The sequence below is a fragment of the Streptomyces sp. NBC_01176 genome (assembly GCF_045039825.1).
Lineage (GTDB): Bacteria > Actinomycetota > Actinomycetes > Streptomycetales > Streptomycetaceae > Streptomyces.
This window is the reverse complement of sequence record NZ_CP108600.1, coordinates 10,097,750-10,111,754: the sequence shown is the minus strand read 5'-3', so window position 1 is coordinate 10,111,754 and position 14,005 is coordinate 10,097,750. Positions and strand designations below refer to the sequence as shown.

At 68.0% G+C, this 14,005-nt stretch carries 16 protein-coding genes and 3 pseudogenes; 10 read left to right on the top strand and 9 right to left on the bottom strand.

The annotated features are described in order from the left end of the window. Positions 1-1,505 precede the first annotated feature (1,505 nt). From istA to istB, 3 genes are all read left to right on the top strand, one after another. Positions 1,506-2,597 (top strand): IS21 family transposase, encoded by a 1,092-nt coding sequence (gene istA / locus OG199_RS43620; protein ID WP_356809565.1) that lies wholly within the window; start codon positions 1,506-1,508, stop codon positions 2,595-2,597. Beyond that, positions 2,594-2,851, top strand: a complete 258-nt coding sequence (locus OG199_RS43615) for a hypothetical protein (RefSeq protein ID WP_356809566.1) — start codon at positions 2,594-2,596, stop codon at positions 2,849-2,851. The genes istA and OG199_RS43615 overlap by 4 nt, the downstream gene beginning before the upstream one ends. A gap of 67 nt (positions 2,852-2,918) precedes the next feature. Beyond that, positions 2,919-3,713: an IS21-like element helper ATPase IstB gene (gene istB, locus OG199_RS43610; RefSeq protein ID WP_405827100.1), complete on the top strand. Its 795-nt coding sequence runs from the start codon at positions 2,919-2,921 to the stop codon at positions 3,711-3,713. A gap of 64 nt (positions 3,714-3,777) precedes the next feature. On the opposite strand, the gene OG199_RS43605 is transcribed toward istB, so the two are convergent. The 6 genes and pseudogenes from OG199_RS43605 to OG199_RS43580 form a co-directional block, all read right to left on the bottom strand. Further along, entirely contained in the window at positions 3,778-4,308 is a 531-nt protein-coding gene (locus OG199_RS43605) for a 2'-5' RNA ligase family protein (protein ID WP_356808857.1), read from the bottom strand. 212 nt (positions 4,309-4,520) lie between these two features. Then, positions 4,521-4,882, bottom strand: a pseudogene (locus OG199_RS43600) (transposase family protein); the annotation flags it as partial. 14 nt (positions 4,883-4,896) lie between these two features. Then, a complete protein-coding gene (locus OG199_RS43595) occupies positions 4,897-5,166 on the bottom strand; it encodes a hypothetical protein (protein ID WP_356808858.1) in 270 nt (89 codons plus the stop codon). 136 nt (positions 5,167-5,302) lie between these two features. Beyond that, positions 5,303-5,758 carry a hypothetical protein gene (locus tag OG199_RS43590; RefSeq protein WP_405827103.1) on the bottom strand — a complete coding sequence of 152 codons (456 nt, stop codon included), beginning with the start codon at positions 5,756-5,758 and terminating at the stop codon, positions 5,303-5,305. After that, positions 5,755-6,645 (bottom strand): metallophosphoesterase, encoded by an 891-nt coding sequence (locus OG199_RS43585; RefSeq protein ID WP_356808860.1) that lies wholly within the window; start codon positions 6,643-6,645, stop codon positions 5,755-5,757. Before OG199_RS43585 ends, OG199_RS43590 begins: the two co-directional genes overlap by 4 nt. A gap of 122 nt (positions 6,646-6,767) precedes the next feature. After that, a complete protein-coding gene (locus OG199_RS43580) occupies positions 6,768-7,313 on the bottom strand; it encodes a cupredoxin family copper-binding protein (RefSeq protein ID WP_356808861.1) in 546 nt (181 codons plus the stop codon). Positions 7,314-8,017: 704 nt separating this feature from the next. Here OG199_RS43580 and OG199_RS43575 point away from each other — a divergent pair. From OG199_RS43575 to OG199_RS43560, 4 genes are all read left to right on the top strand, one after another. After that, positions 8,018-8,620, top strand: a complete 603-nt coding sequence (locus tag OG199_RS43575; RefSeq protein WP_356808862.1) for a sigma-70 family RNA polymerase sigma factor — start codon at positions 8,018-8,020, stop codon at positions 8,618-8,620. A 25-nt stretch (positions 8,621-8,645) separates the two neighbouring features. Beyond that, positions 8,646-9,434: an anti-sigma factor family protein gene (locus OG199_RS43570; RefSeq protein ID WP_405827106.1), complete on the top strand. Its 789-nt coding sequence runs from the start codon at positions 8,646-8,648 to the stop codon at positions 9,432-9,434. Between the two features lie 565 nt (positions 9,435-9,999). Continuing rightward, positions 10,000-10,428 carry an ATP-binding protein gene (locus OG199_RS43565; protein WP_405827108.1) on the top strand — a complete coding sequence of 143 codons (429 nt, stop codon included), beginning with the start codon at positions 10,000-10,002 and terminating at the stop codon, positions 10,426-10,428. Positions 10,429-10,714: 286 nt separating this feature from the next. Continuing rightward, positions 10,715-11,134 (top strand): hypothetical protein, encoded by a 420-nt coding sequence (locus OG199_RS43560; protein ID WP_356808865.1) that lies wholly within the window; start codon positions 10,715-10,717, stop codon positions 11,132-11,134. A 177-nt stretch (positions 11,135-11,311) separates the two neighbouring features. On the opposite strand, the gene OG199_RS43555 is transcribed toward OG199_RS43560, so the two are convergent. Next, the gene (locus OG199_RS43555) at positions 11,312-11,434 is read right to left on the bottom strand and encodes a hypothetical protein (RefSeq protein WP_405827110.1); all 123 of its coding nucleotides are present in this window, start codon (positions 11,432-11,434) and stop codon (positions 11,312-11,314) included. A 104-nt stretch (positions 11,435-11,538) separates the two neighbouring features. Between OG199_RS43555 and OG199_RS43550 the strand changes: the two are divergent. The 3 genes and pseudogenes from OG199_RS43550 to OG199_RS43540 form a co-directional block, all read left to right on the top strand. Then, positions 11,539-11,969: pseudogene (locus OG199_RS43550) on the top strand (IS21 family transposase); the annotation flags it as partial. Further along, positions 11,902-12,285 carry a NucA/NucB deoxyribonuclease domain-containing protein gene (locus OG199_RS43545; RefSeq protein ID WP_405834363.1) on the top strand — a complete coding sequence of 128 codons (384 nt, stop codon included), beginning with the start codon at positions 11,902-11,904 and terminating at the stop codon, positions 12,283-12,285. The pseudogene OG199_RS43550 and the gene OG199_RS43545, both read left to right, overlap by 68 nt. Further along, entirely contained in the window at positions 12,171-12,689 is a 519-nt protein-coding gene (locus OG199_RS43540; protein WP_405834365.1) for a hypothetical protein, read from the top strand. The genes OG199_RS43545 and OG199_RS43540 overlap by 115 nt, the downstream gene beginning before the upstream one ends. Before the next feature lie 228 nt (positions 12,690-12,917). Here OG199_RS43540 and OG199_RS43535 read toward each other — a convergent pair. Together OG199_RS43535 and OG199_RS43530 are read right to left on the bottom strand one after the other, a co-directional pair. Further along, a pseudogene (locus OG199_RS43535) lies at positions 12,918-13,124 on the bottom strand (IS481 family transposase); the annotation flags it as partial. Positions 13,125-13,263: 139 nt separating this feature from the next. Beyond that, positions 13,264-13,983, bottom strand: coding sequence for a hypothetical protein (locus OG199_RS43530; protein WP_405827112.1), 720 nt, complete (start codon positions 13,981-13,983; stop codon positions 13,264-13,266). Between the last annotated feature and the right edge of the window lie 22 nt (positions 13,984-14,005).

Sequence of the window (14,005 nt, the reverse complement as noted above, 5' to 3'; positions counted from 1 at the left end):
GAATACTCGCTCCGCTCGTTTCGCGCGTCCCCGCGCGAATTGCCTCCGCCTCCGGCGAATAGTTTATGAATTCACCCTCCGGGCGAAATTCATAAACCTGCGTGCCTCCGGCACGAAAAGCGTTGTGTGTGTGTGTGGGGTTGAGGGTTTGCGGACGGGTTTTGAGGGGGTGTCAGGCCGGTTTCCGGGTGCCGGGGGCGGGTCGGGCCTTCCAGTCCCTCCCCGGGAGGTGGTAGGGATTCTCCGAATTCCCTACCACGGGAGAGAAAATGGGATTCGCTGAATTTTTTGAGACAATTAAACCACGGAATTCCAGGGAGAGTTGGCCCCTCCGGGGCCAACCCAACCGGAGAGCAAGGAGAGTGAGAAGCCGTCAGACGACCACGAAAGGGCGCAGGAGTCCTCCGGACACTCACACACCCAACACCCCACCAGGCGCCCCACCGGACGCCTGACGGGCTACCAGGCCCCCACCACCCAGCGCGGCGACACCAGCGCCGCGCCACCGCCGACACAGGCCCCGCCCGTCCCCGAGGCCGCCACCCGACCACACCCCACCCCCCATTCCTCTACTCGTACTTCTGCGGTGCGGGAAAGTGGCAGCTGAGGGGATGTCGGCAAGACGACCACACGCCACATGGCCTCTGACCTGCGGTTATATAGAAGCCGGCGAATCCGGCCCGCAACCTCGAATGCAGCACCTGACGCAACGTCAGAACGCAACATCGCCCGCAACAGGGGTTGGGTCCTCCGGACCTCAACCCGTGTGTGGGGGTTCCCGTCTTTGGGCGACTCCGTCGCATTCCGCCGGCCGCCTCCCGATGAAGTGCTCTCGTCGGCCCGGCAAATACCCGACACGCCGTAGTGGCCAACGTCACACCCCCCTTTTAAGGGGGCCACGCTTTTGTCTGCCGATTCCGTAAATAGGCGGCGACTCCAGGGGGCCTGGGTTGCAGAAATAACAGGCCGTCAGGGTGACCTAGAGTGGGAGTAGTTAGAGAAACCCGACGCAAGGAGGGTCCGCATTTTCACAATATTTGGAGGATGTATGTATCAGCGTGAATTTCTGATTTTGTCGTTCGTGGCCGCAGTACTCATGTACTCCGTCTATGGAGTGCCGCAGAATTCACCTTCTTCTTCGGCATCATCGGAGACACTACGTCAAGAAAGACGTCGACGCCTCGCCTCCGGCGAGGCTAGCTTCCACAACTCACCGCACAGAACTTCACCGCCCCGCCCACACGATGCCCGACGCGCCCTCGCCCGAAGAACGCGGAGGGCCGACCCGTACCTGAACGACCCTCTGACGCACCCCTCGCCGACAGCAGCCGAGTTAACGAGCCCACGCTCCATCCCGGCAGACAGTCACCGGCGGCCAGCGGCTGCCGCACAGCGGCCTTCGTGTCAGTGCCCGCTGCCCTGCTGCCCGCATGACTTGCCTTGGGTCCCTGCCCCTCAGCCTCCAAGAACTCCTCGTGCTTGATCGACGGAATGCTCCAGGCGGATTGGACGCGCCGCGCAAGCAGCGGCACACGATCACGCGGATCTTCCACCGCCTGGTCGAGGAGCACGCAGCGGACGTCTCCTATCAGATGGTCCGGCGTTACGTCTCCGACCGGAAGCCGCAGATCCTCGTCGAGTCGGGGAAGGCGCCGGTCGAGGCGTTCGTGCCGCAGACCCACCAGCCCGGCATGGAGGCCGAGGTCGACTTCGGCGACGTGACGATCCGGCTCGCTGGCGAGCTTGTGACCTGCTATTTGTTCTCCTTCCGCCTGTCCTACTCGGGCAAGGCCGTCCACCGCGTCTTCGCGTCCTGCGGCCAGGAGGCCTTCTTCGAAGGGCACGTTCACGCGCTACGGACGCTGGGCGGCGTCCCACGGAGCAAGGTCCCCTACGACAACCTGAAGGCCGCCGTGGCCCAGGTGTTGGGGCTGAGCCGGGCCAGGGTGGAGGCCGACCGGTGGATCGCGTTCAAGTCGCACTTCTCGATCGAGAGCTTCTACTGCCGGCCAGGCATCGAGGGCGCCCACGAGAAGGGCAGAGTGGAGGGGCAGATCGGCTACTTCCGCCGCAACCACTTCACCCCGGTGCCCGAGGTCGACTCGCTGGCCGAGCTGAATAAACTCGTCGACCAGTGGGATCTGCACGACGGACGGCGCCGGATCGGTTCGCGGCCCCGGACCATCGACGAGTACTTCCAGGTCGAGCGGCCGCTGCTGATGCCGCTGCCGGAAGAGTCCTTCGAGACGTGCCGGCTGTTCACTCCGAGGATCGATCGCTACAGCCAGATCGCGGTTCGCACGAACCGGTACTCGGTGCCGGTCCGGCTGATCGGCAAGCGGGGCCGGGTCGTGTTGCACGCCTCTCACCTGGTTGTTTACGACCGGAACGTGGAAGTGGCACGGCATGAGCGTCTGATCGCGAAGGGCGGCTGTCGCCTGGATCTGGACCACTACCTGAAGGCTCTGATCCGCAAGCCGGGTGCTTTCCCCGGTGCGACGCACTTGAACAGGCCCGCTCCGCAGGCAAGTTCACCCCGGTCCAGTGGGCCGCGGCGGTCAAGGCCCACGGAGACACCGCCGGCACCAGAGCCTTGATCGAGGTGCTGCTGCTGGCCCGCCACGTCTCGCACGAGCACCTGGTCGCCGGCCTCGCAATGGCTCTGCGGGCCGGGGCACTGACCGCGGACGCGGACGCGGTCGCCCTCGAGGCCCGCAAGGTCGCCCAGGCCGAGGATGACCCCGCCGGGCACCCTTCGCCCGCCGGTTCCGCCGGTGAGGCGACGGTGACGTTTCTGCACGAGTGGCGGCTCGCGCATCTTCCCCCGGACACCAGCCGCTGCCCTCGGTGACCCACTACGACCAGTTGCTCCGACGCCGTCGCGCCAGCGGCGGTGAACACCGCGAGGCAGAAGCACAGTGACCCTGCCCCGCCAGCGAGGATTGACCAAGCAGGCCGCCAACACGGCCATCGACACCGCCTGCCGCCTACTGCGGCTCCCCTCGATCAGAAACGAGTTCGCCGACATCGCCGACCGGGCGATGAAGGACCAAATGACCTATCGCGGCTTCCTCGCCGAGCTGCTGATGGCCGAGTGCGACGACCGGTCCCGGCGCCGTTCGGAACGGCGGATCAAGGCGGCCGGCTTCCCCCGGGACAAGTCTCTGCGGACCTTCGACTTCGACGCGAACCCGAACATCGACGCGGCCACCATCCACACGCTCGCCAGCTGCGATTGGATCAAGAAGAGCCAGCCTCTCTGCCTGATCGGCGACTCCGGGCCGGGCAAGTCCCACATGCTGATCGCCCTGGGCACCGAGGCGGCGATGGCCGGCTACCGGGTCAAGTATGTGCTGGCGACGAAGCTGGTCAACGAGCTCGTCGAGGCCGCCGACGAGAAGCAGCTCTCCAAGACGATCGCCCGCTACGGCCGCGTCGATCTTTTGTGCATCGATGAGCTCGGCTACATGGAACTCGACCGTCGCGGCGCCGAACTCCTCTTCCAGGTCCTGACCGAACGCGAGGAGAAGAACAGCGTCGCCATCGCCTCCAACGAGTCCTTCGGCGGCTGGACCAAGACGTTCACCGACCCCCGCCTCTGCGCGGCCATCGTCGACCGCCTCACCTTCAACGGCACCATCATCGAGACCGGCACCGACTCCTACCGCCTCGCCAGCACCCGAGCACGCGCCGAGCACGCTGCAGCCAGCTGACCGGAGCCCCCCGCTGGTCCGCTGCCCCAAGGGGCAGCGGACCAGCCAAGCCTCATGACCTGGTTCATTCTCCGAGTGCGAACGACGCCCTCTCTTGCCACTTCACCCCGTCATGCACCATGAGTTCAACCGACGCGACGTGAGACGTGAACGGGAGCCTGCCGACGAGGTCGGCCTCAATCTCCTCCAGGACGGCGTCTTCCTGACCTTGAGCGATGGTCAGGTGCGGCACGATCTCGGCAAACCGGCCGCCATACGGCGGAGCCTCAGGCCAACGATCAGCGATCGCCTCCGTGAGCTGCCGCAACTGCGTGTCAGGCTCGGGTACGAGATACAGCACTTCCGGGAGTCGTCCGCATCTCTCGAACCGCAGGTCAAAGGCCTGGTGGCTTCCCAGCACGTCCGCGAGAGCGGAGTAGACGAGCGCATCTATCCGGCTCTCGTCGAGGAACGGGAAGAGCACGGTGACGTGGGCTGGAACCCCGGCCTGGGCTGAGGGGTCGAGCCGTCCACGCCACGCGCGGACGGACGGCTCCGCCTCCGGGATCCGGACGATGAGCCCCGTCTGGCCCGCCTCCTCTGCCGCAGACAGCACGGCTCCTTTTTCCGCTGAACGATCACGCCGATCTGCGAAGCAGGTCGACGAGCGCGACGACCAAGACGCTGCCGCTATTTCCCGTGAACATCCAGAGTGACGATGATCACTGAACGCCGCCGGAACCCACGAACAAACGCTGCCGGTTGAAGTGAACGAAGCCATTCGAGAGTGCGACCCGCATCGCTTGACGGCATAGCAACGTGGGGTGTCTGGTGGTTGGTGGAGTACCGGAGGTTCCTCGACTGCGCGGCGATGGCGTGGTCGCGGGTGGGGACCAGGGTGCCGTCCACGATGAGCACGGTGTCCTTGGCGAACCGCTTGCGGGGCTGGGGCGCGAGCATCGGCCCGAGGTGGTCGATGATGCGGTCTGCTGCCGACTTGGACACCCCGAACAGCGGAGCGAGCTGGCGCATCGTCAAGTTCGTGCGCCAGTACGCCGCAACGAGCAGTGCCCGGCCTCCAGCGGAAGGCTCCACGGCCTGCCCCTGCGGACCGCATCCGCACCCTCGCGCCGCAGCATGGTCACGAGCTTTCCGAAGCAGCGTGGGCTCAGACCGGTGAACGGGGCCATCCAGGTGGTTCCGTTCAATTTGGGGGGTGGAGCAGGGTAGCCCGTAGGTCGTCATCGGTGACTTGGCCGGCGGGGCGGTCCAGTGTCCAGCGCTGAGCCTCGCCGTCCATGGACAGCACCGCGACGACGGTCTTCAGGCGTGGACGGCCGGGTGCGGTGCAGGTCAGTTGGCGGATTATGACGGCGGTGTCGTCGTCCAGGCCGAGCAGGGCGCTCACGGCGTCCCTCAGTTCGCGGATGCGCGGGCTCAACCCGGCTGTTTCTGGGCGCGGTTCCCGGTGCATGGAGGTACTCCTTGGTGTGTTCTGCGGCGAAGCCGATGTCGCAGGCGTTGGGGCGGGTCGCGGATGGAGGGACCGCCCGACTGCCTGTTGGAGCGGGAGGGGTGCGCTGTGCTGTCGGCGGCCTCCCGCTGGTGGTTCAGTTGGGTGGTGTGCGGGTGTCGGCGCGGTTCCAGGTGGGTGTCGCGATGGGCGGACGGGCAGCGTGGTGTTGTCTGGTCACGGTCATCTGCCAGATCGCGAGGAGCAGCAGGGTGCCGGTTTCGGCGAAGAGGCTGAGAAGGGCTTGTGGCGCGGGCTGCAGACCGTGCTCGGTGAATCCGAACACGCCCACGGTGCGCGAAGCGGTGAAGCCACCGAGGGCGCCGAGTGCGACACCGGCCACGGCGGCCCTCAGCAGGAGGGGCGGCGTCCCCACCAGCAGCAGGGCGCCGAGGGCGAAGGAGACGCTTGCCTGGAGCAGGAACAGGGGGCCGACGATGTGGACGAAGCGGTACTCGTCGACGTAGAGCCGGGCGTGGATGTATCCGCTGGCGGCGAGGGTGGCGGCGGTCGCCGACCGCAGGGTGAGGGCGAGGAGTCCTTGGCTGTTCATGCGAGCCTCTGGTCCTTGATGGCCAGTTCACGATCGCCCTGGCGGTAGCCGACGCTGCGGATGCCCAGTGCGTCTTTGAGCTGCCGGGCGGGGACGACCTGCGGGGTGGGGGCCGGGGCGCGGCCCGGTTTGGGCAGGGGGTAGGCGGTGGTGGTGGCGGAGTGGAAGGTGATATTGCCCTCCGTTTTGCTGAACAGTTGATGGACGTGCCCGTTGAGACAGGTGACGGAGGAGAAGCGGCGCAGCAGGGCGATGACCTTCAACGCGTCGTCCGTACTCCAGCCCCACCGGGGGTACATGGCGAACAGGGGGATGTGGCTGAAGACCACGATGGGCGTGTCCGACGACAGTCCCGCGAGATCCTTGCGGACGAAATCGACCTGCTCGTTGCCAAGGTGGCCGAGCTTCTCCAGGCTCAGGGTGTTGACCAGGGCGATGAAGTGCACGCCGTGGGTGTCGAAGCTGTACCAGCCGTCGCCGAGCGTGCCCTTGCCGAAGGTCTGCCGGTAGGCGTGGCCTGCGTCGCCGATGGAGTCGTGTTCGCCGGGTACGGTGAAGACACGGTCCGTCTTCATACTGGTCATCATCTGCCTGACCTGGTCGAACTGTCCGGCCGTGGACAGGTGGGTCAGATCGCCGCTGTGCATGACGAAGTCAGGTCTGAATCCAAGCGAGTTGACCTGGTTGATGGCTTCGGTGAAGGAGCCGGCCACGTCCGTGTTCGCCGGGCCCTGGAACCCGATATGGCTGTCCGAGACCTGCACGAACCGCAGTGCGCCGCTTCCTGCGGCGGCGGCCTCGACGGCCCCGGGGGCGGCCCCGGCGTGGGTGTCCCGGGAGTCGGCGATGTGACTGATCACCTCTCCACTGGCCACGGTCAGCACCACGGCTCCTCCGAACCACCCTGCATGTCGGAGTAGTTGGCGCCGGCTCATACCGTGCTGCGGGGCGGGGTCGGGCTGAGCGGCGTCGCCGGCCGGTGCTGCGTCGTGACTGTGGTGGTATGCGGTCATCGGGTCACCTCCACGGTGGCGGTCATGAACGGGTGGATGGTGCAGAGGTAGGCGTAGGTGCCGGGCTTGGTGAATGTGTAGCGGTAGGTGGCGCGGGTGTTCAGGGCGGCCGAGTGCAGAGGGCCTCCCGATCCGGTGCTGGTGACGGTGTGGGCGTCGGTGTCCTGATTGGTCCAGGTCACCGTCGTGCCCGCTTTGACCTTCAGCGTGGCGGGGAAGAACGCGAAGTTTTTGATCGCCACGGCCTTCCCTGTCACCGGCGCCGTCGGCGCCCCCGTGCTCGGTGGGCCCATGGGCATGCTCATGCCGGGCGTGGGCGAGGTGCCGTGGTCGGGGCCCGCCGTGTTCCCCGGCCCCGTGGCGCCGGACATCCCGGCCAGCTGGTGCTGACCCGGACCGGGTGTGCCGGCACCGGCTCCGGTGGACGAGGAATGCGACGAATGGCCGCACGCCCCGAGGAGCCCCACCGCGCCGGCGGTGGCGATGGCCAGCCAGGCCGCGGCGCGTGACCGACGACATGGCGTGCGCAGGTTCAGGTACATGGTGTTCGTTCCTCACTGATCAGGCGGAGATGGGGGCTGCGCCGACTGAGCGCACGCCACCGCAGCCCTGTGCGGCGGAGGCCCTGCTCATGGCCGAGTGCATCTGAGGGACCGTGCGAGCGCGGGCTGATACCGCCCGGCACCGACCGCTCGCCTCGACGTGTCCCGCGCTGCGCATCCGCGCTTGCGCTGCGAAATAGCGGGCGGCATAAGGCAATTCCCCGTAGGGCGGCCGCGAGAGAGGCATCGCGGGTTGGCGGTGCCAGGCGGGTGATGCGCTCGCTGGGCGGGACGGAGTTCTGCTCCGGTGATCGCCCAGCGCTCGATCGCTGTATGCGTCGAGCGCTCCGTGGTGTGCCCGGGGCGAGGGGCACGCAGTGCGTAATGCATCTCGGTCACCTCTCGTCCGTCGTTCGTCGAGCACGGAGTTTCCGTGGGGAATAGATGTGGAATTGCCGTGTAGGCCACCTCTTGTCCGGCTCCACGGACGGCGGGGGTCCGACGGTTCGGCGGGTGAGCACTTTTTGTGAGACTTCTTCACGGCCGCCGCAGCTCGACCGGCCTCCTGCGCGTGCTCCCCGCGATTGATCCCGGCTGTGTCGTGAGATCCGAGCAGGGTGTCGGCCTGCGGCATTCACAGGGCGCCACTCGCACTAAACTGTGCGTTACAGGACAAAGCAGCTGGTGTGCGTAATGATCGCCTTATGCACTGGAGTTCCCGAAAACGTGGTCCCCGGACCGATCCGGATCGGTCCGGGGACCGTGTCTCCGGTAAAGGGACCCTTTCGACCGCGGACGAGGAACTGCTGCGCACCCTGTATTCGGAGCACGCACGGCCCCTGTTCCACTACGTGCTGCGACTGACCTCAGGAGACTGGCAATGGGCGGAGGATGTCGTGCAGGAGACGCTGCTGCGAGCGTGGCAGCACCCTGCCGCGTTCGAGCCCGCACGCGGCCCGGCCCGGGCATGGCTGTGTACGGTCGCCCGACACCTGGTCATCGATGCCCACCGGGCCCGGCAGGCCAGGCCGGCCGAGGCCGGCGGCGAGGCGCTGGAGCGAGCCGCCGAGCAGGCGCAGGGCGAGGACGGGATCGAGCAGGCGCTGCAGAGCTGGGCGGTCGCCGACGCCATCCGCACGCTGCCCCCGGGCCACCGAGCGGTCCTGCTGGAGACCTACTACCGGGGCCGGACCATGGCAGAGGCCGCACGGGTGTTGGGCATCCCGCTGGGCACTGTGAAGTCGCGGACGTACTACGCCCTCCACGCCCTACGGCTGGCGCTGGAGGAACGGGGAATCGAGCCATGACCACGGCGTGCAGGAGGTGGTGACCATGAGTACGGAACATGACCCACTCCGGCTGGCGCTGGGAGGATTCGTCCTGGGCACGCTGCCCCCGGCGGAAATGGAACAGGTGCGTGTCCACCTCGCGGAGTGCGCCGAGTGCCGGGCCGAACACGCCCGGCTAGCGGGTCTGCCCGCGCTGCTGGCGACGGTGACCACAGCCGAGGCCGCAGGCGAGACGGTGCCGACAGCCGACGGAGACCTGGCCGACCGGCTGGTGGCGCGGGCCGCCGAGAGCGCGCAGGACTCCTCGTCCGCACGACCCGCCGTGCCTGTGATGCAGCAGGCGCCGCAGGCGGGTGGTCTGGACAGGCTGCTCCAGCGGGCCGCTGCCCGCCGCCGCAAAACCTGGCGTCTGCAGCTGGCCGGGGCCGCCGCCTTCCTGACGTTCCTCGCAGCGGCGGTCGGCGGCACATGGCTGGCGGCTGTCGGCACGGTGGGCAGTCAGGCGACGCCACCCGCGCCGACCGCGCCGACACCCTCGCGCACCTTCTCCGGAAGCGATCCCGCCACCGGCGTAACCGCCTCGGTCAAGGTCTCGCCCTCTGCCTGGGGCAGTGTTCTGCAGGTCTCGGCCAAGGGGGCGCCCGCCGGAATCACCTGTCGGCTCCAAGCGGTGGGACCAGGCGGAACCAGGGCGGACGGCGCTACCTGGCGGGCAGGCACATACCCGGCCGGCAGCACGATCCAGGGGACGGTTGCCCTGTCTCCGGGAGCCATCGACCACTTCGAGATCCTCGCGGGCAACGGTCAGAAGCTGGTCACGATCCGGGCGTGAGGCGAGAGGGCCCGCCCGGCAGTGCGTCGGGCGGGCTCCTGGCGCACCCACGGACTCGTGGACTGCGGCCGCTCCCGTCACGCGGCTGCCCCAGCGCCGGCAGGCACGGCGATGTGGGGGCCGGCGGCATGCACCTCAACCTCCACCGGAAGGTGGCCAAAGCCGGAGACCCGGTCCTTCTCCCGGCGCGCCGAACGCTCCCGGGATCCGGTCGCCCTCACCGCCGTCTCCAGCGAACCGGCCCGGTCCTCAGCCGACTTGATTACGTGTGTGCACGACGGGTCGTGCACACCGTGGCCGTCGCCATCGCCCTTGGCTTACAAAAGCCCGGCCGAGATGCCCCGCGTTCCTCGGCAAACAGTGCTCCGCCGGGCCGCTGGCATTGACCTGTCTCAAAAAGAAGTTGGACAAAAGGTGCAGACGGCTCGAACCGTTCGGCACGCATCGTCCGTGGAACTGAATGAGCGCGCCCATGCACAGGATCCGGTCCAGCGACCGCCCCTCGAAGTCGTAGGCGGCGTCCCACGTTCCAGCTTCCGTACATCGACAGAAGAGCCAGAAGACCATGTCTGTGATCGCTTCGCCCCACCCGAGTGCACTCCTCCGCCAGCCTTACCGCCGCGAGGCGCTGTTCACGCTGCCCGCGCAGGAGGCGCACGTCTCCCCCGCTCGTCACTTCACAGCCGATCTGCTGGAGACTTGGAGCGTTCCCGCGAGCGAGCGGGACTCCGCCGTTCTCATCGTGGACGAACTCGCCTCCAACGCCGCCCAGTACGGCCGCGAGCGCCTGACCGTGCTGCTCGTCCTCGACCGCGACACTCTGCACATCGTGGTCAGTGACTCCGGCACGGCGGTGGATCGCCGTCGCCCCGACATCGCCCCGGACGAACACGGCCGAGGCACCGGCATCGTCCAGTGCCTCGCCCAGTCGACCGAGGTTCACCAGTCGCGCGGCGGCCGCGAGGTCCGGGCCTGCCTGAGGTGCTCGGCATGACCGGCCCGGGCGTTGCGCACGGGCGTCGGCCCCTGACCGACGCCGGCACCACGGCGCGGCGACGGTTCACCGGGAGCGACTGCGGCACCGGGGCGTCCGACGACCCCACCGAGTGGGACTTGACGACACACAAACCATGCCCCGTCGACGGCTGTCCGGGCCGGCCCCGGGCGTCCTTGCGGGCCGCGGCAGACCCACCTGCCGTCGACCACGACGCCCGCGAACCCGGGCACGACACGGTGCTGTGTACACGCTGCGGCGCTGGCCCTGGCGTACCGGCGGGGGTGTGAGCGTGGACGTCAACCCCGACAGCGGCGAGGACGTCGGCGCACCGCCCCGGCGCGACGCGTACGTGAACGCGCCCAACCTCCACCGCGAGATGCACCAGGTGCTCGCCCTCGGCGCCGAACGCGACGGCCGCCAGGCCAGGCTCGTCACCCGACCGCCGGTCGACCCGGCGGTCGCCGAACGCGCCTGGTTGCTGCGTCGCGCCGCGCTCATGGACCGGATGACCCTGGACGACCCCGGCCCCGGCCCTGTCGACGCAGCCGAGCAAACCGCCGAACAACTCCTGCTGTATGACCGCCGTCATCCACACCTTGCGGCCGGCTCGCACCCCGACGCAATCACGCCCGTCCCCAGCCGCCGCCTCTATGTCCGCCAGGAATACGCCGCCTGGACGGCCGCCGGACGCCCCGGCGCCTGAACCGCCCCCGACCCAACACGGCCGTGACGCGAACCGGGGGTGTGGGCCGTGCATCGCGGTTCGGGAGGCCGAGTGCGCTGAGCAGGTCCGCGAACGGGCAGTTCAGGCGGGCGGCGAGGAACAACTCCCCGCGCCCGCCACGCACCCCCGCCGACGGGCAACGCTGCTCGGCCCGGCTCACAGCGTGGCGAGCGCGGGTGCGGGGGTGGGCACGGGGGCTGGCCGGAGGGCGAGTTCGGCCCAGATGGTCCTTCCGTCGGACTGCTGTCGGGTGCCCCAGCGCTCGGCGAGCTGCGCCACGATGAACAGTCCGCGTCCGCCCTCGTCGACGGTGCTGTTGACGCTTCCTGAAAACTGACCCCTGAGTAGTCCGGGAATCCTGACCCCGTCCGGACTCTTGGAGGGTGCTGAAAGTGGAGGACTGGCAGAGATACGCCGTCTGCTCGCGCGGAGGGTGTACCCATCAAGGAGATCGCTCGGCGGCTGGGGGTGGCCCGGAACACGGTGCGGGCCGCGTTGAACTCGGACCGGCCGCCGAAGTACGAACGTGAGCCCCGCGGCCAGGTCGCGGACACTTACGAGCCGCAGATTCAGGCCCAGTTGCAGGAATGGCCGCGGATGCCCGCGCCGGTGATCGCCGAGCGGATCGGCTGGCCGTACTCGCTGCCGCCGCTGCGCGAGCGCCTCGGCGGTGATCCGCCCGGAGTACGTGGGCATCGACCCGGTCGACCGGGTCGTCTACGAGCCCGGCCGGGTCGCCCAGTGCGATCTGTGGTTCCCGGAGACGAAGGTCCAGGTCGGGACGGGTCAGCAGCGGGTCCTGCCGGCTTCAGTGCGACGAGTACCCGTACGCCTCCACCAAGGAGGGCTCGGCCAAGGGTGACAACCGGTTCTCCGTCCGGCTGATCGACGGCACCGACAATGAGACCGGCGGTCGCGGGCTCGACCAGACGTACACCCTCAACCGGATCCTCGACGGCGACGCCTTTTACATGAGATCACCGACTAGCAGAAGGGCAGCGGCATCATGGCGCTCCTGGCCGCATACAGGTGCAAGGCCACACCCGGCCGCCGCGTCGTGGAGATCTACGACGCGGACGCCTATCTCAGTGACGACGACGCTATGGCCGCCGCCCGCACCCAGGTGGTAGCCGGCAACGGCTACCACCTGTACATCCAAAGCCTGCAGCCCGACATCGACGTCGAGGTCGCCATCCGGCTCTGGGACAGCCCTCCCCCTCCTCCTGCCGGAGTTGAGGGCTCGGTTCCCGTCAGCATCGAGTCGGAGACGGCGATTCTCGTGGTGAACCAACTGGAATACGGCCCCGCCGGGGAAATGTCCCTCCCCCGCTCGGGTGTCTACACCGGACACGCCTGGTGGGAAAACCGCCAGGCGACCGGGGACTACTACCAGACCACCCTCGACCGCCCCACCGACGACACCTTCGAAGACGACCTCACCGAGGCATGGAACAACCCCCCGGTGACCGAGCGCTACGTCCTGGACCTCGCCTACAGCCGTTCCTCGAAACCCAGTGACGACGACGAGCCGTAAAACCCGGACGCTGAAGGAAGACCGCTGCCTTCACGAGATCGCGAGCAGAGGGCCGGGGACTGTAGGACGTTCGGTGTAACTCCCGATCATGGAAGATGCGTCGATGACCAGTGAGAACGTGTCCGAGTCCGAGACTGCCGAGCCTGGGGGGGGCTGCGTCGGTGAAGGCCGTGGACGACCAGTTGATCGACGAGCTGGTGGGCCGTGCCCAGGCCGAGGGCCTGCAGCTGACCGGTGAGGGCGGCCTGTTGCAGCAGATGACCAAGCGGCTGCTGGACCCGCCCTGGAGGGCGAGCGCTCGGCCCATCGCCGGGCGGTCGTCGGTGAGACCTGGAACCGCTCGGCGGCCCGCCGCAACGGCCGGCGGTCCTCGACCACACAGCGGGCCAGACGCAGCCGGCCGGTCTCGGTCAGGGGTGCATTACGGTGGACCACGAGGGCCTTTCTGGTCGGTGTAGACGTCGCAATCCACACCGAACCCGGAAGGCCCTCACCTGTTCAAGATCCCGCAGCCGAGACCTGCCTCACCCGTCCACAACCTCCCCGGACAGAACATCTAGCACTCGCTGTCCGCTCAGCTGATCGCAAGCACCATGGGATCGAGGCCCAGCTTGCTTCGGCATGAATCGACGGCCCGCGTGACCCAGGCGGTCACGGCGTCGCAATCTGCCGCGATCGCGTGAAGCTCACGAGTCTTCTCCTGGGCTTTGGCAATCCAAGGCGCCAACGCGTCCTCTCGCAGGACTCGCTCGAAGTGATCGCGGGCCATGTCCGGATCCCCGATAAGAGCGGCTGCGATCCCAGCGTCGAAGCTGTCCCAGAGGAATCCCCGCCGCACCGGCCTGGACGTCAGGTACCGGGCGACGTTCGGCAGAGCCGGGAACTTCTCCCTCAGCGCGGTCACGTTCGCAGCCGCCTGTCGGCTGAGGTCGAGCGCCAGCGGCGTGAACTGGTCCTCGGTGCGGAACAGTTCGAGGCCGGTGCGGACTGCGTCCACGTGGAAGGCTAGGTGGTCCACGTCATACCACAGCCACATCGCGCCGACGTACAGACCGCTGCCGGCCGTCCGCGGCGGGGTGAACTCCACAACCCCGAGCCACCACCCGTGATCATCAATCCACAGCCGCGACCGGCCACGTTGGGCCAGTCCGAGCGGCTTCAGGGACTCCCGCGCCGCTGAGGTGATGATCCGGAGGACCGGACTGCAATCTGCCATGACCAGCAGTATCGACCGTCCCACCGACACCACCATCGGTCGTGGTGGCACACCATGCACAGAGCTGTTCAGCAACACTGGGCGTCACCGCTCCACGGAA